This is a genomic window from Gulosibacter sediminis, from assembly GCF_014904065.1.
GTDB classification, from domain to species: Bacteria; Actinomycetota; Actinomycetes; order Actinomycetales; family Microbacteriaceae; genus Gulosibacter; species Gulosibacter sediminis.
Genome location: NZ_JACXJG010000005.1, coordinates 164,325 through 190,261, shown reverse-complemented (window position 1 = coordinate 190,261; position 25,937 = coordinate 164,325). Strand labels below are relative to the sequence as shown.

At 67.7% G+C, this 25,937-nt stretch carries 24 protein-coding genes, 1 tRNA gene and 3 pseudogenes; 5 read left to right on the top strand and 23 right to left on the bottom strand.

Going from position 1 to position 25,937, the window contains the following annotated elements:
• The gene (locus ID132_RS02820) at window positions 1–606 is read right to left on the bottom strand and encodes an ANTAR domain-containing response regulator (protein WP_125105874.1); all 606 of its coding nucleotides are present in this window, start codon (window positions 604–606) and stop codon (window positions 1–3) included.
• Between the two features lie 36 nt (window positions 607–642).
• Between ID132_RS02820 and ID132_RS02815 the strand changes: the two genes are divergently transcribed.
• A tRNA-Leu gene (locus ID132_RS02815) sits at window positions 643–725 on the top strand.
• Between the two features lie 2 nt (window positions 726–727).
• On the opposite strand, the gene ID132_RS02810 is transcribed toward ID132_RS02815, so the two are convergent.
• Window positions 728–1,507, bottom strand: coding sequence for an iron ABC transporter ATP-binding protein (locus ID132_RS02810; RefSeq protein ID WP_125105873.1), 780 nt, complete (start codon window positions 1,505–1,507; stop codon window positions 728–730).
• A 159-nt stretch (window positions 1,508–1,666) separates the two neighbouring features.
• Between ID132_RS02810 and ID132_RS15460 the strand changes: the two are divergent.
• The 4 genes and pseudogenes from ID132_RS15460 to ID132_RS02795 form a co-directional block, all read left to right on the top strand.
• Window positions 1,667–2,176, top strand: a pseudogene (locus tag ID132_RS15460) (ABC transporter substrate-binding protein); the annotation flags it as partial.
• An 88-nt stretch (window positions 2,177–2,264) separates the two neighbouring features.
• Window positions 2,265–2,663: an ABC transporter substrate-binding protein gene (locus tag ID132_RS15455; protein WP_328743519.1), complete on the top strand. Its 399-nt coding sequence runs from the start codon at window positions 2,265–2,267 to the stop codon at window positions 2,661–2,663.
• Between the two features lie 16 nt (window positions 2,664–2,679).
• Window positions 2,680–3,678, top strand: coding sequence for an ABC transporter permease (locus tag ID132_RS02800; protein WP_125105871.1), 999 nt, complete (start codon window positions 2,680–2,682; stop codon window positions 3,676–3,678).
• On the top strand, window positions 3,671–4,711 hold the full coding sequence (locus ID132_RS02795) for an iron chelate uptake ABC transporter family permease subunit (protein ID WP_125105870.1): 1,041 nt from the start codon (window positions 3,671–3,673) through the stop codon (window positions 4,709–4,711). The genes ID132_RS02800 and ID132_RS02795 overlap by 8 nt, the downstream gene beginning before the upstream one ends.
• A 47-nt stretch (window positions 4,712–4,758) precedes the next feature.
• Here the strand turns inward: ID132_RS02795 and pyk are convergent, their stop codons facing one another.
• The 21 genes and pseudogenes from pyk to carB all read right to left on the bottom strand — a co-directional run.
• Window positions 4,759–6,222: a pyruvate kinase gene (gene pyk / locus ID132_RS02790; protein WP_125105869.1), complete on the bottom strand. Its 1,464-nt coding sequence runs from the start codon at window positions 6,220–6,222 to the stop codon at window positions 4,759–4,761.
• Between the two features lie 34 nt (window positions 6,223–6,256).
• Entirely contained in the window at window positions 6,257–7,228 is a 972-nt protein-coding gene (gene lgt / locus ID132_RS02785; protein ID WP_193127804.1) for a prolipoprotein diacylglyceryl transferase, read from the bottom strand.
• On the bottom strand, window positions 7,228–8,013 hold the full coding sequence (trpA, locus tag ID132_RS02780) for a tryptophan synthase subunit alpha (protein WP_125105867.1): 786 nt from the start codon (window positions 8,011–8,013) through the stop codon (window positions 7,228–7,230). Before trpA ends, lgt begins: the two co-directional genes overlap by 1 nt.
• Entirely contained in the window at window positions 8,010–9,233 is a 1,224-nt protein-coding gene (gene trpB / locus ID132_RS02775; protein WP_193127803.1) for a tryptophan synthase subunit beta, read from the bottom strand. The genes trpA and trpB overlap by 4 nt, the downstream gene beginning before the upstream one ends.
• Window position 9,234: 1 nt before the next feature.
• A pseudogene (gene trpC, locus ID132_RS02770) lies at window positions 9,235–10,009 on the bottom strand (indole-3-glycerol phosphate synthase TrpC).
• A 6-nt stretch (window positions 10,010–10,015) separates the two neighbouring features.
• Window positions 10,016–10,246, bottom strand: a complete 231-nt coding sequence (locus ID132_RS02765) for an HGxxPAAW family protein (protein ID WP_125105865.1) — start codon at window positions 10,244–10,246, stop codon at window positions 10,016–10,018.
• 34 nt (window positions 10,247–10,280) lie between these two features.
• A complete protein-coding gene (locus tag ID132_RS02760; protein ID WP_211198206.1) occupies window positions 10,281–10,910 on the bottom strand; it encodes a Trp biosynthesis-associated membrane protein in 630 nt (209 codons plus the stop codon).
• Window positions 10,907–11,278 (bottom strand): phosphoribosyl-AMP cyclohydrolase, encoded by a 372-nt coding sequence (gene hisI, locus ID132_RS02755; RefSeq protein ID WP_193127801.1) that lies wholly within the window; start codon window positions 11,276–11,278, stop codon window positions 10,907–10,909. Before hisI ends, ID132_RS02760 begins: the two co-directional genes overlap by 4 nt.
• Window positions 11,271–12,056 carry an imidazole glycerol phosphate synthase subunit HisF gene (gene hisF, locus ID132_RS02750; protein WP_125105862.1) on the bottom strand — a complete coding sequence of 262 codons (786 nt, stop codon included), beginning with the start codon at window positions 12,054–12,056 and terminating at the stop codon, window positions 11,271–11,273. The genes hisI and hisF overlap by 8 nt, the downstream gene beginning before the upstream one ends.
• Before the next feature lie 2 nt (window positions 12,057–12,058).
• Window positions 12,059–12,898, bottom strand: coding sequence for an ATP phosphoribosyltransferase (hisG, locus tag ID132_RS02745; protein WP_193127800.1), 840 nt, complete (start codon window positions 12,896–12,898; stop codon window positions 12,059–12,061).
• A 13-nt stretch (window positions 12,899–12,911) separates the two neighbouring features.
• Window positions 12,912–13,175, bottom strand: a complete 264-nt coding sequence (locus ID132_RS02740; protein ID WP_193127799.1) for a phosphoribosyl-ATP diphosphatase — start codon at window positions 13,173–13,175, stop codon at window positions 12,912–12,914.
• A gap of 9 nt (window positions 13,176–13,184) precedes the next feature.
• Window positions 13,185–13,868: a ribulose-phosphate 3-epimerase gene (gene rpe / locus ID132_RS02735; RefSeq protein ID WP_193127798.1), complete on the bottom strand. Its 684-nt coding sequence runs from the start codon at window positions 13,866–13,868 to the stop codon at window positions 13,185–13,187.
• A complete protein-coding gene (locus ID132_RS02730; protein WP_193127797.1) occupies window positions 13,861–15,261 on the bottom strand; it encodes a transcription antitermination factor NusB in 1,401 nt (466 codons plus the stop codon). Before ID132_RS02730 ends, rpe begins: the two co-directional genes overlap by 8 nt.
• On the bottom strand, window positions 15,258–16,178 hold the full coding sequence (fmt, locus tag ID132_RS02725; protein ID WP_125105857.1) for a methionyl-tRNA formyltransferase: 921 nt from the start codon (window positions 16,176–16,178) through the stop codon (window positions 15,258–15,260). Before fmt ends, ID132_RS02730 begins: the two co-directional genes overlap by 4 nt.
• Before the next feature lie 26 nt (window positions 16,179–16,204).
• Complete coding sequence (locus tag ID132_RS02720) at window positions 16,205–18,187, bottom strand: primosomal protein N' family DNA-binding protein (RefSeq protein WP_125105856.1); 1,983 nt, start codon at window positions 18,185–18,187, stop codon at window positions 16,205–16,207.
• Window positions 18,184–19,386: a methionine adenosyltransferase gene (metK, locus tag ID132_RS02715; protein ID WP_125105855.1), complete on the bottom strand. Its 1,203-nt coding sequence runs from the start codon at window positions 19,384–19,386 to the stop codon at window positions 18,184–18,186. The genes ID132_RS02720 and metK overlap by 4 nt, the downstream gene beginning before the upstream one ends.
• A 71-nt stretch (window positions 19,387–19,457) precedes the next feature.
• Window positions 19,458–20,729 (bottom strand): bifunctional phosphopantothenoylcysteine decarboxylase/phosphopantothenate--cysteine ligase CoaBC, encoded by a 1,272-nt coding sequence (coaBC, locus tag ID132_RS02710; RefSeq protein ID WP_193127796.1) that lies wholly within the window; start codon window positions 20,727–20,729, stop codon window positions 19,458–19,460.
• Between the two features lie 19 nt (window positions 20,730–20,748).
• Entirely contained in the window at window positions 20,749–21,084 is a 336-nt protein-coding gene (rpoZ, locus tag ID132_RS02705) for a DNA-directed RNA polymerase subunit omega (protein ID WP_125105853.1), read from the bottom strand.
• Between the two features lie 32 nt (window positions 21,085–21,116).
• Window positions 21,117–22,022, bottom strand: a complete 906-nt coding sequence (gene gmk, locus ID132_RS02700; RefSeq protein ID WP_125105852.1) for a guanylate kinase — start codon at window positions 22,020–22,022, stop codon at window positions 21,117–21,119.
• Window positions 22,019–22,924 carry an orotidine-5'-phosphate decarboxylase gene (pyrF, locus tag ID132_RS02695; RefSeq protein WP_125105851.1) on the bottom strand — a complete coding sequence of 302 codons (906 nt, stop codon included), beginning with the start codon at window positions 22,922–22,924 and terminating at the stop codon, window positions 22,019–22,021. The genes gmk and pyrF overlap by 4 nt, the downstream gene beginning before the upstream one ends.
• Window positions 22,921–25,937, bottom strand: a pseudogene (carB, locus tag ID132_RS02690) (carbamoyl-phosphate synthase large subunit); the annotation flags it as partial. The pseudogene carB and the gene pyrF, both read right to left, overlap by 4 nt.

Sequence of the window (25,937 nt, the reverse complement as noted above, 5' to 3'; positions counted from 1 at the left end):
CTACTTCTTCTTCGGCGCGAGCTGCTCGACGACCGCCTGCGCGACTTCCTGCATAGTGAGGCGACGGTTCATCGACGCCTTCTGAATCCAACGGAACGCCTCGGGCTCGCTCAGGCCCATCTTGTCGGTGAGGAGGCCCTTCGCGCGGTCAACGAGCTTGCGAGTCTCGAAACGCTCCGCGAGGTCGGCCACCTCACGCTCGAGGGCGACGATCTGCTGGTGACGCGCAAGGACGATCTCGATGGCCGGCAGGAGGTCGTTCTGGTTGAACGGCTTGACGACGTAGGCGAGCGCACCGGCCTCGGTGGCGCGTTCCACGAGCTCCTTCTGGCTGAAGGCCGTCAGCAGCACGACGGGTGCGACGTTGTCCTCCGAGAGCTGCTCCGCAGCAGAGATGCCGTCAAGCTTCGGCATCTTCACGTCCATCACGACGAGGTCGGGGCGGAGTTCCTTGGCCAGCGCTACCGCGGTCTCACCGTCGCCGGCCTCACCGACAACGTCAAAACCGTTGTCGCGAAGCGTTTCAACGATGTCGAGGCGGATGAGCGATTCGTCTTCAGCGACGACTACTCGGCGGGGTGCGGAAGCGGTTGTGTTCTCAGTCACATTGCCAGATTACGCTACTGTGGTCGAGGCAAGCAGGCCGGCTTGGCGGAACGGTAGACGCGGCGCACTCAAAATGCGCTGTCCGAGAGGGCGTGGGGGTTCGAGTCCCCCAGCCGGCACACTAGGAAGTGACCGTTTCGGACGCCCAGTAATAGGTCGCCAGCTTGTGTCGCCCGATCTCGTGGATCGGAATGTGCATGTCATAGATCTGGCTCAGAATGCCCGAGTTCATGATGAGATCAGGCGAGCCCTGCGCGATCACCTGACCGTCGCGCATACCAACGATGTTGTCGGAATACACCGAGGCGAAGTTGATGTCGTGAATCACGATGACGATCGTCTTGCCGAGCTCGCTGGCGATGCGGCTCAGGTGCTGCATCATGTTTACACTGTGCCGCATGTCGAGGTTGTTCAGCGGTTCGTCGAGCAACACGTAGTCGGTGTCCTGGCAGATCACCATCGCGACATAGGCGCGTTGCCGCTGGCCACCCGAGAGCTCGTCAATGAAGCGGCCCTGCAAATCCGCGAGCCCGAGAAATTCGAGCGCGGCGTCGATGTGCCGCTCGTCCTCGGCGGTGAGGCGACCTTGCGAGTGCGGGAAGCGACCGAACGCGACCAACTCACGCACCGTGAGCCGCACCACGAGGTGATTCTCCTGGCGCAGGATGGCGAGTCTCTTCGCGAGCACGGAGGATTTTGTCGCGCTGACGTCGAGCCCGTCGACCGTGACGATGCCGCTCTCGAGCGGCTCGATTCGACTCATGAGCCCGAGCAGCGTCGACTTGCCAGCACCGTTCGGTCCGATGATCGAGGTGATGCCACCCGCGGGAATCGTGAGAGAAACGTCGTCGACGACTACGTGGTCGCCATATCGCTTCGCGACGGAATCCAGGGTGATCACGCAGGGGCCTCCGGGGGTGTTGCAACGAGTAAACATGGCGAGCTGTCACCCAACTCACAAGTTGAGCACAACAAGCCTTTAGGTTAGCCTAACCTCTGGACCAGCTCCCGCGGGGCCTCCCCCTGCCTCGCGCCATCGATACGAAAGAAGCTCGTACCCATGCGAACCCCTCGACTGCGGTTGCTCGGCGTCGTTAGCGCGATTGCCGCATCCCTCACCCTCGCCGCTTGCAGCACAGGCGCCGCCGACACCGACGCGACCTCGGCCGCGGGCGCCGAAGGCACTATCACCGTTGAAGACAACAACGGCACGCAGACGGTCAAGATGCCCGCGCAGTCGATCGTCTCCCTCGACAACCGCACGTTCGAGACGCTGCAGTCCTGGGGCGTCGAACTCGCCGCGGCTCCCCTCGACCTCATGCCCGAGACCATCGACTACAAGACCGACGAGTCGATCGTGAACATCGGCAACCACCGCGAACCGAACCTCGAGGCAATTGCCGCCGTCGAGCCCGAGCTCGTGATCATGGGCCAGCGCTTCACCGACTACGAGGACGAGATCGCTGAGCTCGTGCCCGACGCAACGATCATCAACCTTGAGCCCCGCGAGGGCGAGGACTTCGCCGAAGAGCTCAAGCGCCAGACCACCGTGCTCGGCGAGCTGTTCGGCATGCAGGACGAGGCCACCGCGCTGAACAACGAGTTCGACGCCGCCTACGACCGCGTNCGCCGAGGCGGCTCCGGCCGACGCGACCTTCATGGCGGTCAACACCTCGGGCGGCCAGATCGGCTACCTCGCGCCGCACGTCGGCCGCACCCTCGGCGTGCTGTTCGATTGGTTCGACTTCACCCCGGCGCTGGTCGTCGAGGGCGCGAGCGACGACCACGAGGGCGACGAGGTCTCGGTCGAGGCAATCGCCGAGTCGAACCCCGACTGGATTCTCGTGATGGACCGTGACGCTGCCGTCGCGGCGGACGAAGAAGGCTACCAGCCCGGTGCCGACCTCATCGCCGAATCCGAGGCCCTGCAGCAGGTGCCCGCGGTGCAGAAGGACCAGATCGTTGTGATGCCTGCTGACACCTACACCAACGAGGGCATCCAGACGTACACCGAGTACCTGAACCAGCTCGCCGACGCGTTCGACGCCGCGTCGTAAGGCCAACTCACCCTTCATGACCAACCCCAGCTCAACCTCGACGGTCGCGGCCGCTCCAGTTCGCCGCGACCGTCTTGACTGGAAGCTGTATCTGGCGACACTCGCTGTGGTCGCCCTCCTTGGCGCCTCACTGTTCATCGGTGTGTACACCCTGGATGGCCACGGCGAGGGGTCGCCAGACATGTTTTGGATCACCCGCGTGCCACGCACCCTCGCGCTCGTGCTCGCGGGCGCGGCGATGGCGATCTGCGGGCTCGTGATGCAGCTACTCACGCAAAACCGCTTCGTTGAGCCCACCACCACCGGCACCACCGAATGGGCCGGCCTCGGACTCCTTGCCGTGATGATCTTCTTCCCGACCGCGAGCCTGCTTGGTCGCATGGTCGGTGCGATCATCGCCGCCTTCATCGGCACGACGATCTTCTTCGCGTTTCTGCGTCGGGTTTCGCTGCGCTCTTCGCTCATCGTTCCGATCGTCGGCATCATGCTCGGCGCGGTGGTGAGCTCGGTCTCGACCTTCTTCGCGCTGCAGACGAACATGCTGCAGCAGCTCGGCATCTGGTTCGCCGGCAGCTTCGCGCCGATTCTGCGCGGCCAGTACGAGGTGCTCTGGATCGTCGCGATCGTGCTCGTGGCGGTATTTGTGCTTGCGGACCGTCTGACGGTGGCCGGGCTCGGCGAGGAGATCGCGACGAACGTCGGACTGAACTACAACCGGATGATGCTCATCGGCACCTCGCTCGTCGCGGTCGCGACGGGCGTCGTCACGGTCGTCGTCGGCAACTTGCCGTTCCTCGGGCTGATCGTGCCGAACATCGTCTCGATGTTCCGCGGCGACAATCTGCGCAGCAACTTGCCGTGGGTGTTCCTGCTCGGTATCGCGACCGTCACGGTCTGCGACATCGTGAGCCGCACGATCATCATGCCGTTCGAGGTGCCGGTCTCGCTCATCCTCGGTGTGCTCGGCTCGATTGCATTCGTGCTCCTATTGCTGCGAAAGCGACGTTATGGCTAGCACCACCGCATCCCCCACGCTGCCCCGCCAGCGCAGCGGCTCGGTTGCCTTCCAGAACGACCGAGCGCGCCGACGCTACTGGCTTACCCTCGGCGTCTGCGTCACGCTTGCCGTGCTGTTCGCGATCGGCCTTCTGACCTACAACATCCCCGTCGCGTTCGGCTCCGACCCCTTCTGGGTGATCGCCCGTCGCCGCGCGAGCAGCGTGCTGGTCATGCTCATCATCGCGGTGTGCCACGCGACCGCGACCGTCGCGTTCCAGACGATCACGACGAACCGCATCATTACGCCCGGCATCATGGGATTCGAGTCGCTCTACGTCGCGATCCAGACGGGCGTGATGTTCTTCCTCGGCTCGACCGGGCTCACTGCGTTCTCGGGCATCGGCCAGTTCCTCGCGCAAATCGCCGTCATGGTGGCCCTCGCGGCGCTCCTATACGGCTGGCTGCTCTCGGGCCGCTTCGCAAACCTCCAGATCATGCTGCTCGTGGGCATCGTGATCGGAACGGGCCTCGGCAGCGTCTCGAGCTTCATGCAGCGCATGCTGAGCCCGAGCGAGTTCGACCTGCTCACCGCTCGCCTCTTTGGCTCGGTGAACAACGCGCGCGAGGAGTATCTGCCGGTCGCGATTCCCATCGTCATCGTCGTCGCGGCGCTGCTCTACCTGCGCTCGCGCCGGCTCAACGTCATGGCGCTCGGCAAGGACATCGCCACCGGCCTGGGCCTCAACCACACCCGTGAACTCATGACGACGCTGACCCTCGTGACGCTGCTCATGGCGGTGTCGACGGCGCTGGTTGGCCCGATGACCTTCCTCGGCTTCCTCGTCGCTACGCTCGCGTACCAGTTCGCGAACACCTCGGATCACCGCTTCGTGTTCCCGCTTGCGATCACCTTCGCCTTCCTCGTGCTCACGAGCGCCTACTTCATCATGAACCACGTGTTCTATGCGCAGGGCGTCGTGTCGATTCTCATCGAGTTCGTGGGTGGCACGGTGTTCCTCTGGACCATCCTGCGCCGCCGCGTGCTCTAACTGCTCGAACTGCTCCCCNTGGCAGCCCTGTTCGTACGCGCGAGCCGCTAGCCCTTGCGGGAGTGGCGCCCCTCGTAGGCCGGCGCCACCGCGTCGAGGGCGTCGCCCACGCGGTGCACGCGCAGGTCGTTCGTCGAGCCGGGAACTCCAGGAGGCGAACCGGCAATGACGATGACTTTGTCACCGCGCTGCGCCTTGCCGGTTGAGATGAGGTACTCATCGACTTGGAGGAACAGCTCATCGGTGTGCTTCTTGCGCTCGACGATGATGCCGTCGACGCCCCAGTTGAGGTTCATGCGGCGACGAATCGCCGCGCTCGGAGTGAAGCCGAGCATCGGGATCTGCGGGCGCAGCCGCGACAGGCGGCGCACCGAGTCGCCTGACTCGGTGAAGACGCAGTAGTACTTCGCGCCGAGGAACTCACCGACCTCCGTCGCGGCGAGGGTGATGACGCCGCCCTGGGTGAAGGGTTGGGTGCCGAGCGGCGGAATCATGCTGAGCCCGTGCTCCTCAGTCGACTCGATGATGCGCGCCATCGTCTCGACCGTGATGATCGGGTACTCGCCGACGCTCGTCTCGCCCGAGAGCATGAGCGCATCGGCGCCATCGAGCACCGCGTTCGCGCAGTCCGAGGCCTCGGCACGGGTCGGGCGCGGGCTCGAAATCATCGATTCGAGCATCTGCGTCGCCACGATCACCGGCTTCGCTCGCCGGCGTGCGAGCTCGATCGCACGCTTCTGCACGATCGGCACCTGTTCGAGGGGAAGCTCGACGCCGAGATCGCCTCGGGCCACCATGATGCCGTCGAAGGCATCGACAATGTCGGCGAGGTGGTCGACCGCCTGGGGCTTCTCAACCTTCGCGATAACGGGCAGGCGAACGCCCTCCTCGTCCATAATCTCGTGCACCCGAGTGATGTCCTCGGGGCCACGCACGAACGAGAGCGCGATGATGTCGGCGCCGATGCGCAGACCCCAGCGGAGGTCGTCTTCGTCTTTCTCGCTCAGCGCCGGCACGTTGACCGCAACGCCGGGCAGGTTGATGCCTTTGTTGTTCGAGACGGGGCCGCCAACCTCGACGACCGCCGTGACGGTCGTGTCGGTCACCTCGGTCGCGCGCAGCGCGACGCGTCCGTCATCGATGAGAATTGGGTCGCCGGGGCGCACGTCGCCAGTGAGCCCTTTGAAGGTGGTGCTGACGATCTGCTGGTTGCCGACAATGTCGTCAACCGTGATCTTGAAGGTGTCTCCCTTGTCGAGCTGGTACGGGCCGGCCTCGAACTTGCCAAGGCGGATCTTCGGGCCCTGCAGGTCGACGAGCACCGCCGCCGGCAGGCCGAGTTCTTCGGATGCGTCGCGCACGTAACCGTAATTGGTTGTGTGCACCTCGTGGTCGCCGTGGCTGAGGTTAAATCGCGTCACGTTGACGCCGGCCGTCAGCAGGCTTCGGATGCCCTCCGGTGAGGACACCGCGGGGCCGAGCGTCGCGACAATTTTCGCGCGTCGTGTCATGTTGACCTCTTCGTAGTTCGCGAGAACGAGTCGATTACTTCGACTCGTCGGAGCCATTCTTGTCGGTAGTGGTTACAGCTTCGTTGACGCCGGCCGTGACCGCCGCGGGAGATTTCTCGCGCGCGGGCGTCTCGGCCTCGGCTTCCGCCTCGTCGCTCCAGACATGGTCATCGGCGTAGATGGACCTCTCGTCGGTGCGGTATCGCCGCGTCTGCACGACGAAGAGCACGACGCCGATCAGTGCGAGCACGAGCGCGCCGAACACGTTCGAACGCAGGCCGAGGATGACCTCGGAGTAGTCGACGCGGATCGACTCGATCATCATGCGACCCACGCCGTACCAGATGAAGTAGATCGCGACCGTCTTGCCCCAGCGCATCCGGAACATCCGCTCGAGCACAAGGATCACACCGATGCCGACGAGATTCCAGAGCATTTCGTAGAGGAAAGTCGGGTGGAACAGCGTGCCGGCGGGCAGCCCCTCGGGGATCGCGGCGTTCGGCTGCGGAATCTCGAGGCCCCAGGGCAGGTCGGTCGGCCAGCCGAACAGCTCGTGGTTGAACCAGTTGCCGATGCGCCCGATGGCCTGCGCCGCGAGCAGCGCCGGGGCCACCGCATCCGCGAAGCTGAGGAAGCGGATGCCGCGCATGCGGCAGACGATGTATGCGCCGATCGCGCCGCCGATGAGGCCGCCGATGATCGCGTTGCCGCCCTCCCAGATGGCGAACACGCGCCACCAGTCGGCGCCCTCGTAGAAGTAGTCGGCCGGGTGCGTCGCCACGTGGTAGAGCCGCGCGCCGAGCAGGCCGAGGATCACCGCGGGCACCGCAATGTCGATGATGATCCACGGCTCGCCGCCGCGCGCGGTCAGACGCCGGTTCGTCCACCACACGGCGAAGACGATGCCGAGCACGATGACGAGGGCGTAGACGTGCAGCGTCAAGGGGCCGATCGAGAAGGCCGCCCACTCGGCGGGCGGCGATGGAATCGAGGTCAGCGCGGGCACTAGCGCTCCGTTCCCTGTGCGAGTGAGCGGGCGGTGTCGGTGAGCGAGTCGAAGCCCTCGCCGAGCGAGCGCACGAGCGCCGAGCCGACGATCGCGCCCTCGGCGTAGTCGAGCACGTCGCGAACCTGCTCGCCGGTCGAGATGCCGATGCCAACGCAGGCCCGCTCGCAGCCGGCCGCGTGGAGCCGGTCGGCGAGCACGCGCGCCGCATTGTCGACGTCGGCGCGGGCACCGGTGATGCCCATCGTTGAGACGGTGTAGACGAAGCCGCGCGACGAGGCGATGATCCTCTCGAGGCGCTCGTCGCTTGACGCCGGTGCCGCGAGGAACACGCGGTCGAGGTCGTGCGTGGTGGCCGCCGCGAGCCACTCGTCGGCCTCGTCGGGGATCAGGTCGGGCGTAATCGCGCCCGCGCCGCCCGCCGAGGCGAGGTCGGCCGCGAACGCCTCAATGCCGTGCTGCAGCATGAGGTTGATGTAGCTCATCACCAGGATGGGCGTGTCGACCTCAGCGCGCACTCGCTCGATGGCCCGGAACAGATCGCTCACCCGGAAGCCCGAGGCAAGCGCCTGCTGGCAGGCAGCCTGGATCACGGGGCCGTCCATCACCGGGTCGGAGTAGGGAACGCCGAACTCGATCACGTCGGCGCCAGCGCGCGACAGGGCGATGGCCGCGTCGACGGAGGCGTCAAGGTCGGGGAATCCTGCCGGGAGGTAGCCGATGAAGGCACCGCGGCGTTCCGCGCGGGCCGCGTCAATCGCGCGTTCGACCTGCGACGTGCTCACTTGTCGCCCCCGATCACGCGGCTCGCGTCGCTGAGCTCGAAGTAGTTCATTGCCGTCTCCATGTCTTTATCGCCGCGGCCCGAGAGCGACACGATGATCGTTGCCGACGGGCCAAGCTGCTGCCCGATCTTGATCGCGCCGGCGAGCGCGTGCGCCGACTCGATCGCCGGAATGATGCCCTCGGTGCGCGAGAGCAGGCGCATGGCCTCCATCGCCTCGGTGTCGGTCGCGCCCGAGTAGCTCACGCGGCCCGCTCTGGCGAGCCACGAGTGCGCGGGACCGACGCCCGGGTAGTCGAGGCCGGCGGAAATCGAGTGCGATTCGATCGTCTGTCCGTCCTCGTCCTGCATGAGCAGCGTCTTGGCGCCGTGCAGCACACCGGTGCGGCCGGTGCCAATCGTCGCCGCGGTGCGCGGGGTGTCCTCGCCTTCCCCCGCCGCCTCGATACCGTGCAGCGAGACGGTCTCGTCGTCGAGGAAGGCCTCGAACATGCCGATCGCGTTCGAGCCGCCGCCGACGCAGGCAACCACGGCATCCGGCAGCACGCCGGTGAGGTCGAGGCACTGCTGACGTGCCTCGACGCTGATGACCTGCTGCGTGTCGCGCACGAGGGCCGGGAATGGGTGGGGCCCGGCCGCGGTGCCGAAAATGTAGTTCGTCGTCTCGACGTTTGCGACCCAGTCGCGGAACGCCTCGTTGATGGCGTCCTTCAGCGTCTGCGAGCCCGAGGCCACGGCAATCACCTCGGCGCCGAGCAGGCGCATGCGTGCGACGTTGAGGGCCTGGCGCTCGGTGTCGACCTTGCCCATGTAGATGGTGCAGTCGAGGCCGAATAGCGCGGCCGCGGTCGCGGTCGCGACGCCGTGCTGGCCCGCGCCGGTCTCGGCGATAATGCGCGTCTTGCCGAGGCGCTTGGTCAGCAGCGCCTGGCCGAGCACGTTGTTGATCTTGTGCGAGCCGGTGTGGTTGAGGTCCTCGCGCTTGAGCAGGATGCGCGCCCCGCCCGCCGACTTCGCGAAGGTCGGCGCCTCGGTGAGCAGCGAGGGCCGCCCAGCATAGTCACGCAGGAGGCGCTGGAACTCGCCCCAGAACTCCGGGTCATTCTTGCCGGCCGTCCACTCGCGGTCGAGCTCGTCGAGCGCGGCGATGAGGCTTTCGGGGACGAAGCGTCCACCGAACTCGCCGAAGTATGGTCCCTGCGCGTTCCGGTACTGAGTCACGTTATGCCTGTAGGTATTCCTTGATGGTGGTTTCTGGATCGTCGCCCGTCACGAGCGCTTCGCCGATGAGCACGGCGTCGGCGCCAGCGTCGCGGTAGGCGCGCACGTGTTCCGGGCGCAGCACCGCCGACTCGGCAACCTTGATGACGCCCTCGGGATAGCTCGGGGCAAGTTCGCCGAAGAGCTCGGGATGCATCTCGAACGTCTGGAGGTCGCGCGCATTCACGCCGAGCACCTTGGCGCCCGCGTCGAGCGCGCGGTTGAACTCCTCGCGGGTGTGCGCCTCAATGAGTGCCGTCATGCCGAGGTCTTCGGCAAACGACTTGAGTCGCGTCAGGGTCGCCTGGTCGAGGCTCGCCACGATGNAGCAGGATGAGGTCGGCCCCGGCCGCGCGGGCCTCGAGCAGTTGGTACTCCTCACCGATGAACTCCTTGCGGAGCACCGGGATGTCGACGGCCGCGCGCACGGCGCGGAGGTCGTCGAGCGAGCCGAGAAACTTGCGCTCCTCGGTGAGCACGCTGATGGCCGCGGCTCCCCCGCGCTCGTAGCGACGAGCGAGGTCGGCCGGATCGGGGATGCCTGCCAGGGCGCCGCGCGAGGGGCTCGCCCGCTTCACCTCGGCGATGATGTTGACGGTGTCGCGCGGAGACAGCGCAGCAATCGCGTCGAGCGCGGGCGACTGGGCGAGCGCAAGACGCTCGACCTCAGCAGTTGGCACTTCGGCGCGACGGCGCGCGGCGTCCTTGAGCGACCCCGCAAGAAGGTCGTCGAGCATCATGGCTTAGTGGTGTTCCTTGGGCCCGAGGCCAGCCGCCTGCATGATGACCCAGGCAAGCGCACCGATCGGGATCAGCGCAACGCCGATCCAGAGAATGATGTCGATGTTGAGGAAGAGACCGACGGTTCCGATCAAGAACCCGAGGCAGATCAGCGTGAAGCCCGTCCAGCCCGCAACCGAGTTGCCTTCGTCTTCGACGTGGTACTTCGAGAAAACGACGTCCTCGTTCGACATCCCATGACTCCTTGTGTCGCTGCCAGATACCTGATCAGTCTACCTGGCGAGTGGGCGATTCTTCGTCGGTCGGGTCATCGCCCGCCGAGAGCGCGTCCCACTGGCTCACGCGCGTGTCGCCGACGGCCTCATCGGCCTCCTGTTCGCTGCTCGCATCCCGATCGAATCGACGGCCGCCGCTCGCCCAGCTGCGCGAGGTGATCGCCGCGAACGCGCCGGAGATCGCCACCCCGACGCCGCCGATCGCGGCGATGAGTGGCCACGCGGTGCCGCTCACCTCTCCGGTCGCGATGACCTGACGAATCGCGTTTTCGCCGCCGATCGCGGTCGCCTCACCGACCGGGGCGAGGAGGCCGGCGGCGGGATCGCCATAGGCGAGGCTCGCGGTGACCGCGATGCCCGCGCCGAGCAGGACGAGCAGGATCGCCAGGATGAGCCGCCAACTGCGCTGCGCCATCGCCATCGCGGCGGTGCCCGCGAGTGCCGCGAGCGAGAGCGCCATGACGGGCAGCGAGGCATCGCTGCCCGAGGCCGTGATGTCGGCCGAGGTGCCCTCAACGTCGAGGACGAGGTGCGCCCACGGTTGCGTCCACGCGATCATCGCGAGCGCGGCGAACACGACCGGGCCAAGGAGGCTCAACCGTTTGCTCAGGCGGGGGCTCACGAGAAATGCACCGCGTTCGGGTCGGAGTCCCAGCAGGTGCGCGTGCCAAGGTGGCACGCGGCGCCCTCCTGGTGTACGCGCAGCAGCACGGTGTCGGCGTCGCAGTCGACCGCGAACGATTTCACGGCCTGCGTGTGGCCCGAGGTATCACCCTTGCGCCAGAGTTCGTCGCGCGAGCGCGACCAGTAGACGGCCCGACGCTCGGTGAGCGTGCGTCGGATCGACTCGGCGCTCATCCACGCCATCATGAGCACCTCGCCGGTGTCCCACTGCTGCGCGATCGCCGGGACGAGGCCGTTCTCAGCGAACTGCACCTGGGCGATGATCTGTTCGATCTGCTCGGTCGTGAGGTCGGGCTGCTCAGACATCGCGCACCACCGCACCCGAGTCGCGCAGGGACCGCTTGACCTCGGGGATCGTGATCTCGCCGTAGTGGAAGACGCTTGCCGCGAGCACCGCATCGGCGCCGGCAGCGACCGCGGGCGCGAAGTCGTCGACCCTGCCCGCACCGCCCGAGGCGATGACGGGCACGGTNGCGAGCTCGCGCATCCGCTCGATCAGCTCAAGATCGAAGCCCGCCTTCGTGCCGTCGGCGTCCATCGAGTTGACGAGGAGTTCGCCGGCGCCGCGCTCGCTGGCCTCGCGCGCCCAACCGAGCGCGTCGATGCCGGTGTCGGTGCGGCCTCCGTGGGTCGTAACGACGAACCCCGACTCGGTCGAGTCGCTGCGGCGAATATCGAGCGAGAGCACGAGCACCTGCGCCCCGAACTTCGCCGCGATCTCGTCGATCAGGCTCGGCCGCGCGATCGCCGCCGAGTTCACGCCGACCTTGTCGGCGCCCGACGCGAGCAGCTGCGTGACATTCTCGACGCTGCGCACCCCTCCGCCAACGGTGAGGGGAATAAAGATGTTCTCGGCCGTGCGGGTGACGAGGTCAAACGTGGTAGCCCGGTTCTCGTTCGTCGCGGTGACGTCGAGGAAGGTAATCTCGTCGGCGCCCTGTTGCGCGTACGCGATCGCGAGTTCGACGGGGTCGCCGGCGTCGCGGAGGTTGAGGAAATTGACGCCCTTGACGACGCGGCCGTCGGCCACATCGAGGCACGGGATGACCCGAACCGCGAGCGAGTCGGTGGTGGAGCTCGTCATGGTTACATCCGTGCGGCCTGGAGCGCGGTCACGAGGATCGCGCGGGCGCCGACGTCGGAGAGCTGGTCCATCACCTGGTTGAGCTCGCGGTTCGGCACGAGCGAGCGCACGGCAAACCACGTCTCGTCGTGCAGCGGCGAGACGGTCGGCGACTGGAAGCCCGGCGTGATCGCCATGGCGGCCTGCAGCTTCTCGGCGGGGATGTCGTAGTCCATGATCGAGTAGCGTCGCGCGACGAGCACACCTTCGAGGCGCTTGAGCAGCGTGCGCGTGTGCTCGACCTTGGCTGGCCTCGAGATGAGCACTGCGGTCGACTCAAGAATGACGGGGCCGAAGATCTCGAGCCCGGCCTGGCGCAGCGTCGTGCCGGTCGAGACGACGTCGGCGACCGCGTCGGCGACGCCGAGCTGAATCGACGATTCGACGGCGCCGTCGAGCTTCACGAGTTCGGCGTCAACTCCGTGCTTAGCGAAGTAGGCGCCGAGCAGGCCGACAAAGCTGGTAGCGACCCGTTTGCCGTTGAGGTCGGCGAGCTCCGAGAACTCGCCGGGCTTCGCGGCAAAGCGGAAGGTCGAGCCACCAAAGTCAAGCGCGCGAATTTCGCTCGCCTTCGATTCGGAGTCGAGCAGCAGGTCGCGGCCGGTGATGCCGGCGTCGAGCACGCCCTCGCCGACATAGGTCGCGATGTCGCGCGGGCGAATGTAGAAGAACTCGACCTCGTTGACGGGGTCGAACGCGACGAGTTCGCGGTCGCCGCGGCGGCCACGGTAGCCCGCCTCGATGAGCATCTCGTTGGCGGTCGCCGCGAGCATGCCCTTGTTGGGCACAGCAATGCGAAGCATGTGTGGGGGTCTCCTAGAGGTGCTGGTAAATGTCTTCGAGCGAGTAACCCTTGACGAGCATCATCACCTGCAGGTGGTAGATGAGCTGGGACATCTCTGCCTGGCACTCGGCGTCGGATTCGTATTCGGCTGCCATCCACGTCTCGGCAGCCTCTTCGACGAGCTTCTTGCCGATGAAATGGACCCCGCGATCCAGCTCCGCGACCGTACCCGAATCCTCGGGGCGCGTGGCGGCTTTTTCGCTCAATTCGGCAAACAGATCTTCAAAGCTCTTCACGGCTCCACCCTAGTGGGTTGCGGTGTCAGCAGCGTGCACGTGCGCGCTCGCGAGCTCGCGCAGGCGGGCGATTTCGTCCGCCGGCTCGCCTCGGAATACTGCCGAGCCCGCCACGAACGTGTCGGCTCCGGCCGCGGCGGCAATCTCGATGGTGTCGGCCGAGATGCCGCCGTCGACCTGCAACCAGAGTTCGGCGTCGTGCGCGCGGGCCCACTCGCGCGCCTGCCGAAGCTTCGGCATCGTCTCGGCCATGAACGACTGCCCGCCGAAGCCCGGCTCGACCGTCATGATCAGCAGCTGGTCGAAGTGCTCGAGCAGCTCCTCGATCTGAGCGAGCGGTGTGCCGGGTCGCAGCGCCACCCCCACCCGTGCGCCGCGATCGCGGATCGCGCGGGCAAGGGTCACGGGCGCGGTCGCGGCCTCGAGGTGGAATGTCACCGAGAAGACGCCGAGCTCGGCAAACTGCGGCGCCCAGCGGTCTGGATCTTGGATCATGAGATGGAGGTCGAGCGGAATCGGCGAGATCTGCTGCAGGCGCTCCACCATCGGCTGGCCGAACGTGAGGTTCGGCACGAAATGGTTGTCCATGATGTCGACGTGAGCCGCATCGGCAGTGCGGATGCGGTCGAGCTCGCCAGCGAAGTTCGCGAAGTCGGCGGCGAGGATCGACGGGTTAATGCGGACGTCAGCCACGAGGGGGCTCCTCTTCGTTCGGGGTGCGCAGCAGCGCGAGGAACATCGCGTCGGTGCCGTGGCGATGTGGCCACAGTTGCACCGCGGTGCCGGTGCCAACGCGGATCTCGGCAAGGTCGAGATCGGGCGCGAGCTCACCGCAAATCGCTCGAGTGTCGAGGGGAGATGCGGCGCCAGCGGCGACGGCGCGTTCGACCACCTCGGTCGTCTCTGCCGGATGCGGTGAGCAGGTCACGTACGCGACGAGTCCTCCCGGCGCGGTCGCCCGCAGCGCCGCGTCGAGCAGTTCGCGCTGCAGCACCGCGAGTTCGCGAACATCCTGCTCGGACTTGCGCCAGCGCGCCTCGGGCCGACGCCGCAGAGCGCCGAGGCCCGTGCACGGTGCGTCGACGAGGATGCGGTCGAAGCGGCCGGCTCGCTCGGCAAATTCACGACCGTCGAGTTCGTTCACCTCGAATTCCCCGAGCGGCTCGAGCGCCTGTCGCACGAGACCGGCGCGCGAGGGCGTCACCTCGTTCGCCGTGAACTCGGCGCCGGCGACGAGGGTCTCTGCCGCGACGAGCGCCGACTTACCGCCGGGCCCGGCGCAAAGATCGAGGAGTCGCTCCCCCGGCCGCAGCGCTTCGGCTCGGGTCAGCGCGAGCGCGACGAGCTGCGAGCCGGCGTCCTGCACTCGCGCCCGGTGCGCTTGCACGGCCTCGAGCTTGGCGGGGTCACCCGACTCGAGTTCGAGCGCGGTCGGCGCCGCGGGCTGCGCTCGGAGTCGCGCGGACTCGCTCGCGAGCTCATCCCTGCCGGCTCGACCGGGAAGGGCAGCCAGTTGCACGTGCGGCGCCACGTTGTCGGCCTCGAGGAGCGCGACGAGTTCCCCAGCGCGGTCCTCCCGTTTGAGCGCCGCCGCAAACGCGTCGACAATCCAACGCGGGTGCGCGTGCGTGATCGCGAGCCGCTCCCGCGCATCCGAAACCTTCGTCTCGATTTGCGCGAGCCATTCGCCGCGGTCTCGGCGCGCGATGCCCCGCAAAATCGCGTTGACGAAGCCCGCGGGCCCACGGCCCGCCCGCCGTCGCACGATGTTCACGGTCTCATTGACGGCGGCGTGGGCCGCGACGCGGGTGTCAAGCAACTGGTGTGCGCCGAGCCGGAGCGAGGCAAGCGCGACGGCGTCAATCTTGCGTAGCGGCCGGCCCGAGACCTCGGCGATGATCCAGTCGTAGAAGCCGAGCGCGCGCAGCGTGCCGTGCGTCAGCTGGGTCGCAAACGCGGCATCGGTGCCGTGGAGATCGGCCGATTCGAGCCGCTTCGGCAGCAGCAGGTTGGCGTAGGCATCGTCCTCGATCACCGCGATGAGCACGTCAAGCGCGACCTCGCGCGGGGTCCGCGAGCGGCTCATCCGAGGCGCACCGCGGCGCCGCGCTGGCCCCGCCACCAATCGGCGGCCGACATCGGCTTCTTGCCGGCGGGCTGCACCTCGAGCAGTTCGTAGCTGCCCTCGCCGGTCGCCACCAAGATGCGGCCCTCGCGCTCGCTCACGTCGCCGGGCGAGCCGGCCGCGTGCGTGGTCTCGGCCACGGCGCCGCGCAGCAGTTTGAACCGCTGACCGTCGCGCTCGCTGGCGGCGCCCGGCTCGGGCGTCACGCCCCGCACGAGCGCGTCGATTTCGGCCGCGCTGCCGTGCCAGTCGACAAGCCCGTCGCGCACCGTGAGCTTGGCCGCGGTGGTCGCGTGCCCGGTCTGGGGCGTCGCCTCGGCGGTCCCTGCCTCGATCTCGGCGACCGTCGTCACGACGTCGGGCGCGCCGAGCTCGGCGAGCCGCTCGAGGAGCTCGCCGGCGGTTTCGTGCGTGCCGATATCAACCGATCGGTTCACGAAGGTCGGCCCCGTGTCGAGGCCCGCCTCGAGCTGGAACACCGCGATACCGCTCGCCGCGTCGCCGGCCATGATCGCCCGCTGCACGGGCGCGGCACCGCGCCAGCGAGGCAGCTGCGAAAAGTGCAGATTGATCCACCCGTGGCGGGGCGTGTCGAGCAGCGGGCTGCGCAGAATGCCGCCGTAGGCCACGACCACACCGAGGTCGAAGCCACGGTCCAGCAGCTCGGCGGTGGCCTCGTCGGTCACCCGGTTCGCGCGTACCACGTGCAGCCCGAGTTCCTCGGCCCGCGCGGCGACCGGCGACGGCGTGAGCACGCGCTTGCGGCCGACGGGCGCATCCTCGCGCGTCAGCACCGCGACGACGTCGTGCCCGGCGGCGACGAGCGCCTCGAGCGTCGGCACCGCGGCCTGCGGTGTTCCGGCAAATGCGATTCGCATGGATCCTCCTGAAACGATGCTACTGACTAGAACACGTCGGGTGCGTCGAGCTGAACGCGCAGCGTCGATGACGGCGTTCCCCGCCCGCCCGCGCGACGTCGACTCGCCGATGCCTGGGCAATGAGCTCGGACTTCAACGCGGCCGCGACCGTGACACCGTCGCGATAGCTGAAGCGAATCACGGCCCGCGCCCGGTCGTGCTGTTCGGGGTCTGGCACCGGACCGAGCACCTGCACTTCGACCGCGTCGAGGTCGGTGAGTCGCCGCACCGCGGTGTCGACCTCGAGTTCGTTACCGGTGATCACCCCGACCCGCACAGCGGGCGGGAAGTGGAGTTCGCGCCGCTCGGCCAGCTCGGCACTCGCCCACTTGGTCTGCTGCCAATCGCGCAGGGCGATGAGCGGAGGCGACGGCTGCCCCGCGAGAATCACGGCGCCGTCGTCGGCGACGAGGGCCGCCGCGTTCGACCAGGCGCGCATCGCCGCCTCCGTAGCGCCGAGCGACTCGCGCGCGAGGGCGCCCTCGACGTCAAGCAGCAGCACCGCCCGATAGCCACCCTCGGGCACCGGCTCGGCGCCGCGGGTGGCCACGACGAGCTGCGGCGTCGCGTCGACGGCGACGAGGCGCTCCTCGCCATCGGCCAGCACGATGCGCGCGCCAGGAAACGCACGGCCGAGCTCCTCGGCCGTGCGCTGGTGGCCGATGCCGCCGGAGCGCAGCTTCGCCTCGCCGCACTCGCGGCACGTCCAATCGGCATGTGGCCGACCGCAGACGGCGCACGAGGGCACGCCGCCAGGGCCGTGCTGCTGTAGCCGACCGCCGCAGAATGAGCACGAGGCCGGCGTGCGGCAGCTCGCGCACGCGAGATACGGGCGATATCCGGCCCGCCCGACTTGCACGAGCACCGGGCCACGGTCGAGTCCCTCGCGCGCGGCGCGCCAGGCCGACGAGGGGATGCGCGCCTCGCGCTGCGCCGACTCGTCACCGAGCGTCGCGGCAGCCGGGATGACCTTCGGCCGCTGGGGCCGCAGCGGCCGGACTTCGTGCAGCCAGCCGGTCGAGAGCAGCCGCGCCGCCTCGAGCGAGGGCGCATGGCCCGCAAGAATCACGGCGCAGTTCTGCTGTTGCGCACGCATGAGCGCCACCTCGCGCGCGTGTGCGTACGGCGCGTGCGGCTCGCGGAACGATTCATCATCGTCGTCCCACATGAGGATGCCGCCGAGCCGATGCGCGGGCGCGTAGACCGCCGCCCGGGTGCCAACCACGAGCTGGGGTACCGGCTCAAGCGCCCGCAGAAATTGTTCGTAGCGCGGCATCGGCTTGAGTCGTGAGTCGAAGCGGCGCACCGACGCCGTCGGCAGCACCTCCTCGGCCGCAGCGATCGCGAGATCGAGGTCGCGGTAGTCCGGCACGAGCACGATGGCCGAACGGCTCATCGCGACAAGTTCGGCGGCCATCTCGACGAGCGTGCGCAGCGCGCGCGGAGTAGCGCCAGCGACCCCGACGGGGACGCGCAGCGACCACCGCACCGGCGTGTCGCCGCGCAGCGCGTCAAGGAGTTCGGGGCCGTAGCTGGCTTCGAGCGAGGTGTGCGAGCTAAGCACCGGTGCGGCTGCGGCGGCGCGGCCGGCTCGCTCCCCCGTTTCGTCGTCGAGCCAGCGACCCTCGAGCCGCGCCGAGCGGGCCGGGATCGCGAGGCGCAGCACGTCGGACATCGTGCCGGCCTGGCGATCGGCCACGGCCCGCGCAAGGCGGGCGAGCTCGGGCGGCAGCACCCGCGCCCCCGATACGAGCTGCTCGACCTTCGCGAGTCGTCCCGTGTACTCGGGGTCGTCGGTCAACTCGACGACGTAGCCGCCCACGACGCGACCGCCACTGCGCAGCGGCACCTTGACGCGCATCCCCTCGCGGAGTTGACCACGCAACTCGACCGGAATCTCATACTCAAAGACCCGGTCGAGCTGTGGCAGCGGCGACTCGAGTACGACTCGAGCGACGGCGTGGGTCATTCGAGGCCGGCGGCCTCGCGCAGCGCCTCGGCTCGGTCGGTGTGCTCCCACGTAAACTCGGGCAAATCGCGACCGAAGTGACCGTAAGCGGCCGTCTTCGAGTAGATCGGGCGGTGCAGCTCGAGGTCACGGATGATCGCGGCGGGGCGGAGGTCGAACACCTGGCGCACGGCCGCGAGGATCGTCTCGTTCGAGACCTTTTCGGTGCCGAAGGTCTCGCAGTACAGGCCCACCGGCTCGGCCGTGCCGATGGCGTAGGCGACCTGGAGCTCGGCGCGGTCGGCGAGGCCCGCCGCGACGATGTTCTTCGCGACCCAGCGCATGGCGTACGCGGCAGAGCGGTCGACCTTCGATGGGTCCTTGCCACTGAACGCGCCACCACCGTGGCGGGCCATGCCGCCGTAGGTGTCGACGATGATCTTGCGACCTGTGAGGCCCGCGTCGGCCGCGGGGCCACCGAGCACGAAGTTGCCGGCCGGGTTAATGAGGATGCGCAGGCCCGACGTATCGAGTTCGCTCACTCGGGCGAGTACGGGCGTGACGACCTCGCGCACGACGTCGTTCTTGAGCTGCTCGAGGGTGACGTCGGCGTCGTGCTGGGTCGAAATGACGATCGTCTCGACGCTGCGGGGCTGGTGTTCGTCGTCATAGCCGATGGTCACCTGCGTCTTGCCGTCGGGACGAAGGTGGCCGAGCACGCCGTTCTTGCGCACCTCGGTGAGGCGCTCGGCGAGGCGGTGCGCAAGCCAAATCGGCAGCGGGAGCATGTCGGGCGTCTCGTTGCTGGCGTAGCCGAACATGATGCCCTGGTCGCCTGCGCCGAGCTTCGAGATCTCGTCGTCGCTTGACCCCTCGCGATGCTCGAGCGACTGCTCGACGCCGCTCGAGATCTCGAGCGACTGCTCGCCGATCGACACCGAGACGCCGCAGAGGTTGCCGTCGAAGCCGTAGTCGCTCGAGGTGAAGCCGATTTCGGTGATGGTCTTGCGCACGATGCCCGCGATGTCCGCGTAGCCCGAGGTGCGCACCTCGCCCGCTACGTGCACCTGGCCGGTTGTCACCAGGGTCTCGACGGCGACGCGCGCCGAGGGGTCTTGGGCGAGGAGGTTGTCGAGGATGCGATCGGAGATCTGGTCGCAGATCTTGTCGGGGTGCCCCTCGGTGACCGATTCGGAGGTGAAGAGTCGGAGATTTGACATGATTGGCTCACTTTCCCTAGGAGTGCGCGGCGCCGGGCGCCGCGTGGGAGGACTTGTGTGAAGTGCGAACGCTAGTTCGCGGTGTCGTCGCCGCGTTCGGCCACGACGACGTCAAGGATAGTGTTGGCCACCGACAGCTTGTCGCCGACGTCCTCAGCGAGCACGTCGCCGGCGAGGTTGAGCACCTGAATCTCGGTCTCCTCGCGGCCGAAGGTGTGATCCCAGCCGACTCGGTTGAGCACGAGCAGATCGCTGCCCTTGCGCTTCACCTTGGCGCGCGCGAGTTCGAGCCGGGCCGCGTCGTCGGCCTCGGTCTCGGCCGCGAAGCCAACGATGAGCTGACCTTCGGGTCGCACCTCGACGAGGTTGCGCAGAATGTCGGGGTTCTTCGTGAAGGTGAGCGTCAGGGTGTCGCCCGTCGACTCCTTCTTGATCTTGTCATTCGAGACGCGATCGGGCCGGAAGTCGGCGACTGCCGCGGCCATGATGATGACGTCCTGTTTCGGCGCGAGCTCGGTCGCGGCCGCGGCGAGCTGCTCGGCGCTCGAGACACGCACGAGCTGTACGTCGTCGGGGGTGGCGACCTCGACGTTCGCGGCGATGAGAGTCACCTCGGCACCCCTCGCCGCCGCCCGGGCGGCGAGGGCGACGCCCTGCTTGCCCGAGGAACGGTTGCCCAGATACCGCACTGGGTCGATCGCCTCGCGGGTGCCGCCGGCGGTCACGAGCATCCGGATGCCCGCCAGGTCGCGACCCTGCGCGGCCGCGGCCCGCTCGCGCTCGGCGGTGCGAGCGGCGGCGAGGATCGCCGCGACGATGTCGTCGGGATCGGCGAGCCGGCCAGGGCCCTCGTCGGTGCCGGTGAGGCGCCCGGACTCGGGGCCAACGATGGTGACCCCGCGCTCGTCGAGCCGGTGGACGTTCGCCTGGGTCGCGGGGTGCTGCCACATCTCGGTGTGCATCGCGGGCGCTACCACGACCGGGGCACCGGTCGCGAGAATCGTGTTGGTGAGCAGGTCGTCGGCGAGCCCGGCGGCCATCCGCGCAAGCGTGTTCGCCGTCGCGGGCAAGACCGCGACGACGTCGGCGTGCTGGCCGACCGCGACATGCTGCACCGCATGGACGTTTTCGAACACGTCGCGGCGCAGCGGGTTGCGGCTGATCGCCTCGAACGTCGGCGCACCGACGAACTCGAGGGCCGAGGGCGTGGCGATCACCTCGACGTGGTGGCCGAGCAGCACGAGCTGCCGAATGACCGAGACGGCCTTGTAGGCGGCAATACCACCCGAAACACCAACGACGATGCGCCAGCTGGCGGCCGCGTGCTCGTTCGCTGTCGTCATCGTCGCGGTGCGCCTGAGGCTATTCGGACTCGGCGGGGGTGACGTCGTCGTCACCGAAATCGATGATGTCGTCGTCACCGGGCAGAACAATCTCGGGCGCTGCCTGGGGCTCGCGCATGACGAGCTTGTTCTGGTTGATCTCGCGCAGGGCGATCGACAGGGGTTTGTCGTCCACGGCCGAGTCGACGAGCGGGCCGACGTTGTCGTAGATCGCACCGTCCTGCAGGTCGGTGTAGTAGTCGTTGATCTGTCGAGCGCGCTTCGAGGCGAAGATCACGAGCTGGTACTTGTTGTCGACGCGCTCGAGCAGGTCGTCGAGCGGCGGGTCGATGATGCCCTTGGGCTTGTCAATCATGGTGCTTCCTTGTATTCAGTCGGCTTCGTGCGTCAGCTTGCGTCGTCTCGGGGAACGTCGAATCCCATGAGGCGGACGACTTCGCCGGCGGCCCTCGGAACGGTTTCGTTGACGACTCGGGCGTCAAACTCGTGCTGCGCGGCCAGTTCCACCTTCGCGGTCTCGAGCCGGCGCTGCTGCTCCTCGGGCGTTTCCGTGCCGCGTCCGATGAGTCGGCGAACCAACTCATCCCATGACGGGGGCAACAAAAACACCAGTCTAGCCTCTGGCATCGCAGCTTTCACCTGTCGCGCGCCCTGAAGGTCAATTTCCAGCAAGACCGGATGCGCGGCCGCGAGCTCGCGGCGGATCGGCGCGGCCGGCGTGCCGTAGCGATACGAGTTGTGCACGGTCGCGTATTCGAGCATCTCGCCCGACTCGACCATGCGGTCAAACTCGGCGTCGTCCACGAAGTAGTAGTCCCGCCCCTCGACCTCACCGGGACGAGGGCTGCGGGTCGTCGCCGAGACCGAGATGTGCACGTCGGGGTAGTGCTCGCGAATGTATCGCGACACCGTGCCTTTGCCCACCGCCGTCGGCCCGGCGAGCACGACGACCCGGGGCGTCGCACCGCTCGCGTGTTCCCATTCCCCGAGCCAGGCGCGCAGCCGCTCGCGCTGATTGCGACCGAGACCGCCGAGGCGCTTGACGGGTGCGATCTGCAGCTCAGCGAGGATGCGTTCGGTCTTCGTGACGCCGATGTGCGGAATCGACCGCAGGAACTGCGTGATGCGCAGCGTCGAGGCCGGATGCTCCCGATCGCCCGCGGCGTCGAGCACGTCGATGGGTCGAGCGGCGCCCGACGAGATGCGGTTCTTCACCTCGGCCCGGGCGCGCCGGGCGGCGACCGCCGCTTTTGAGGCGGCGGAGCGGTCAACGGGAGGCGGGGTCAAAGTCATACGGCGAAGGCGTTCTTCAGGGTGTCGAGTTTCGAGGTGATCGCGTCGTCCAGGCCGGCGAGGCCGCCGTCGAGCATCGAGCGCGATGAAGTAACTATGACATTCTTGGCCGATTTCCCGAAAATCTTCGTGACGTCCTCGAACGCCGCACCCTGCGCGCCGAAGCCCGGCGCGAGGATCGGGGTGTCGGGTTCGGTCGCCAGGTCGTCGACATCGATATCGAGCAGCTGCATGTCGACGGTGGCGCCAAGGACGACACCGACCGAGCCCTTCGCGCGCCCCACCGAGTGCTCGCGGTTCCAGAGCGCCGCGCGCGCGGCGATGCCGCCGGCGACCGAGCGGCCCTCCTGCGAGCCGCGTACGCGGCGAGCGGTCTGCACCGACGCCGACTCGGGGTTCGACGTGGCGGCGAGCACGAACACACCTTTGCCGTACTGCTCGGTCATCTCGAGCGGCTTCCGGAAAGTGTCGAAGCCCTGGTACGGGTTGATCGTCATGGCGTCGGCCTCGAGGGGCATGCCAGGGGTCAGCCACGCCTCCGAGTAAGCCTCGAGGGTCGTACCCACATCGCCGCGCTTCACATCGGCGATCACGATCAGCCCGGCCTGGCGTGCCGCCTCGAAGACATCCTCGAGCACGCGGTACCCGCTCGCGCCGAAGCGCTCGTAGAACGCTACCTGCGGTTTGACGATGCCGACCCGGCCCGCGAGCTTCTCGATGATGCGCAGGCCAAACTCGTGCGCGCCGACCGCGCTCACGGGCAGGTCCCACTTCTGCAGCAGGTGCGTGTGCGGGTCGATGCCGACGCAGAGCCGACCGTAGCGGTCCATCGTGTCGGCGAGGCGCTCACCGAACGAAGGGCCGGTCGATGCCGGTACGGCCGGCTGGGTGGTGTCGCTCATGAGATTGCCTTCCTACGTGCGTTGTAGTCCTGCAGCGGGGTCACGTCGTAGCCATCACGCAGCGCCTGGAAGCTCGCGACCGCGGCTTGCAGCTCCGACATCGTGGTGAAGATGGGGAGGTCGGCCGAGACTGCGGCGGTCCGGATCTCGTAGCCGTCGCCCCGGGAGGCTCCCCCCGAGGGCGTGTTGATGACCATATCGATCTCGCCAGCGTGAATCATGTCAACGATGTTCGGGCGCTCCGTCGGCATCGTCGAGTGCTCGTCGGCGGTGAATTTGCCGACGAGTTCGGCATGGACGCCGTGGCGCGCCAACACCCGGGCGGTGCCCTCGGTGGCGTAGAGCTCGTAGCCGAGATCGACAAGCCGCATGATCGGCGCGACGATGGACCGCTTGTCGCGGTCGTTCACCGACACAAACAGCTTGCCCGACTCGGGAAGTCCGCCATAGGCCGCGATCTGGCTCTTCGCAAAGGCGCGGGGGAAGTCGTTGTCGATGCCCATGACCTCGCCCGTCGAGCGCATCTCGGGCGAGAGCAGCGCGTCGACGATGCTGCCGTCACGGGTGCGGAAGCGCTTGAACGGCAGCACGGCCTCCTTGACCGCGACCGGCGCATCCATCGGCTGGATGGTGCCATCGCCCTCGGCCGCGAGCATGCCCTCGGTGCGCAGCTGCGAGATCGAGTCGCCGACCATGACCCGGCTTGCCGCCTTCGCGAGCTGCACACCGAGCGCCTTCGACACGAACGGCACGGTGCGCGATGCACGCGGGTTCGCCTCGATGACGTACAGTCGGCCGGCGCTAATCGCGAACTGCACGTTGAGCAGGCCCTTGACGCCGATGCCCTCGGCGATCTTCAGCGTGGCGTCGCGGACCTCCTCGAGCACGCGGTTCGAGAGCGTGATCGCGGGAAGCGTGCAGGCCGAGTCGCCCGAGTGGATACCGGCCTCTTCGATGTGCTCCATGATGCCGCCGATGTAGAGCTCGGTGCCGTCGTAGATCGCGTCGACGTCGATCTCGGTGGCGTCGTCGAGGAAGCGGTCGACGAGCAGCGGGTGCGACTTCGAGATGATGACCTGGTTCGCGGTGCGCACGAAGTAGTCGTTGAGCTGCGCCGAGTCGTAGATGATCTCCATGCCGCGACCGCCGAGTACGAAGCTCGGGCGAAGCAACACGGGGTAGCCGATCGACTCGGCGACCTCGTGGGCGGTGGCGGCGTCGACGGCGGTGCCGTTCGCGGGCGCCGCGAGCCCCGCGTTGTCGAGGATCTCAGAAAATAGCCCGCGCTCCTCCGCGAGGTCGATCGCGGCGGGGTCGGTGCCAAGGATCGGCACGCCCGCGGCCTCAAGGCCCTTCGCGAGGCCANAGGGCCGTCTGGCCGCCGAGCTGCACTATCACGCCGAGCAGCTCGCCGCTCGCCCGCTCTGCGTCGACGATCTCAAGCACGTCCTCGAGCGTTAGCGGCTCGAAGTACAGGCGGTCGGAGGTGTCGTAGTCGGTCGAGACCGTTTCGGGGTTGCAGTTCACCATGATGGTCTCGTACCCGGCATCCGAGAGCGCGAAGCTCGCGTGCACGCACGAGTAGTCGAACTCGATGCCTTGCCCGATGCGGTTCGGCCCCGAGCCCAAGATAATGATCTTCTTGCGGTCGCTCGAGGTCACCTCGGTCTCGCTGTCGTAGCTCGAGTAGTGGTACGGCGTGAAGGCCGGGAACTCACCCGCGCAAGTGTCGACCGTCTTGTAGACAGGCACGACGCCGGCGTTGCGGCGGATGGCGCGCACCTCACCCTCGCCGAGCCCGCGAAGCTGCGCAAGCTGGGCATCCGAAAAGCCGTGACGCTTCGCGAGCCGCAGTGTCGGCGCATCCAGGCCCTCGGCCTGCCGCACGTGGTCGGCGACCTCGTTGATGAGCGCGATCTGGTCGATGAACCAGGGGTCGATCTTCGTCGCCTCGAAGACCTGCTCAGGCGTCGCGCCCTTCGCGAGGGCGATCTGCACGTCGACGATGCGGCCGTCAGTCGGAATCGCGATGCTCTCGAGCAGCTCGTCGATGCTGCGCGGATCGTCGCCCCAGGTGAACGACGAGTCGCGCTTCTCGAGCGAGCGCAGCGCCTTTTGCAGCGCCGTCGTGAAGTTGCGGCCGATCGCCATGGCCTCGCCGACTGACTTCATGGTCGTCGTGAGCAGCGGGTCGGCGGCCGGGAACTTCTCGAAGTTAAAGCGCGGCACCTTGACGACGACGTAGTCGAGCGTGGGCTCGAAGCTCGCCGGCGTGACGCGGGTGATGTCGTTCGGAATCTCGTCGAGGCGGTAGCCGATCGCGAGCTTCGCGGCGATCTTCGCGATCGGGAATCCGGTCGCCTTCGAGGCGAGCGCCGACGAGCGCGAGACGCGCGGGTTCATCTCGATGACGATGATGCGACCGGTGGCCGGGTCGATGGCGAACTGGATGTTGCAGCCACCGGTGTCGACGCCGACGCGGCGGATGATGTCGATGCCGATATCGCGGAGGTTCTGGAACTCGACGTCGGTGAGCGTCAGCGCGGGCGCGACGGTGATCGAGTCGCCCGTGTGCACACCCACCGGGTCGAAGTTCTCGATCGAGCAAATGACGACGGTGTTGTCGAAGTTGTCGCGCATGAGCTCAAGCTCATACTCCTTCCACCCGAGGATCGACTCCTCGAGCAGCACCTCGGTGGTCGGCGATGCGAGCAGGCCCTCGCCGACGATGCGCACGAGCTCCTCCTCGGTGTGGGCGAAGCCCGAGCCGAGGCCACCCATCGTGAACGAGGGGCGCACCACGAGCGGGTAGCCGAGGTCGGCCGCGGCCACCTTCGCCTCGTCGATGGTGTGCGCGATGTGCGAACGCGCGACGTCGGCGCCCGCCTCGACGACAAGCTCCTTGAACACCTGGCGGTCTTCACCGCGACGGATCGCGTCGACCTTCGCACCGATGAGCTCGACGCCGTGCTTCGCGAGGATGCCGAGCTCGTCGAGCTCCATGGCCGCGTTC

What these genes read in the sequence shown, in the direction of transcription:
- ID132_RS15455 (WP_328743519.1), top strand. Translation starts at nt 2,265, where the DNA reads ATGGCGGTCAACACCTCGGGCGGCCAGATCGGCTACCTCGCGCCGCAC.
- ID132_RS02800 (WP_125105871.1), top strand. Translation starts at nt 2,680, where the DNA reads ATGACCAACCCCAGCTCAACCTCGACGGTCGCGGCCGCTCCAGTTCGC.
- ID132_RS02795 (WP_125105870.1), top strand. Translation starts at nt 3,671, where the DNA reads ATGGCTAGCACCACCGCATCCCCCACGCTGCCCCGCCAGCGCAGCGGC.
- pyk (WP_125105869.1), bottom strand. Translation starts at nt 6,222, where the DNA reads ATGACACGACGCGCGAAAATTGTCGCGACGCTCGGCCCCGCGGTGTCC.
- ID132_RS02765 (WP_125105865.1), bottom strand. Translation starts at nt 10,246, where the DNA reads ATGTCGAACGAGGACGTCGTTTTCTCGAAGTACCACGTCGAAGACGAA.
- hisI (WP_193127801.1), bottom strand. Translation starts at nt 11,278, where the DNA reads ATGTCTGAGCAGCCCGACCTCACGACCGAGCAGATCGAACAGATCATC.
- hisG (WP_193127800.1), bottom strand. Translation starts at nt 12,898, where the DNA reads ATGCTTCGCATTGCTGTGCCCAACAAGGGCATGCTCGCGGCGACCGCC.
- ID132_RS02730 (WP_193127797.1), bottom strand. Translation starts at nt 15,261, where the DNA reads ATGAGCCGCTCGCGGACCCCGCGCGAGGTCGCGCTTGACGTGCTCATC.
- fmt (WP_125105857.1), bottom strand. Translation starts at nt 16,178, where the DNA reads ATGCGAATCGCATTTGCCGGAACACCGCAGGCCGCGGTGCCGACGCTC.
- ID132_RS02720 (WP_125105856.1), bottom strand. Translation starts at nt 18,187, where the DNA reads ATGACCCACGCCGTCGCTCGAGTCGTACTCGAGTCGCCGCTGCCACAG.
- metK (WP_125105855.1), bottom strand. Translation starts at nt 19,386, where the DNA reads ATGTCAAATCTCCGACTCTTCACCTCCGAATCGGTCACCGAGGGGCAC.
- coaBC (WP_193127796.1), bottom strand. Translation starts at nt 20,729, where the DNA reads ATGACGACAGCGAACGAGCACGCGGCCGCCAGCTGGCGCATCGTCGTT.
- rpoZ (WP_125105853.1), bottom strand. Translation starts at nt 21,084, where the DNA reads ATGATTGACAAGCCCAAGGGCATCATCGACCCGCCGCTCGACGACCTG.
- gmk (WP_125105852.1), bottom strand. Translation starts at nt 22,022, where the DNA reads ATGACTTTGACCCCGCCTCCCGTTGACCGCTCCGCCGCCTCAAAAGCG.
- pyrF (WP_125105851.1), bottom strand. Translation starts at nt 22,924, where the DNA reads ATGAGCGACACCACCCAGCCGGCCGTACCGGCATCGACCGGCCCTTCG.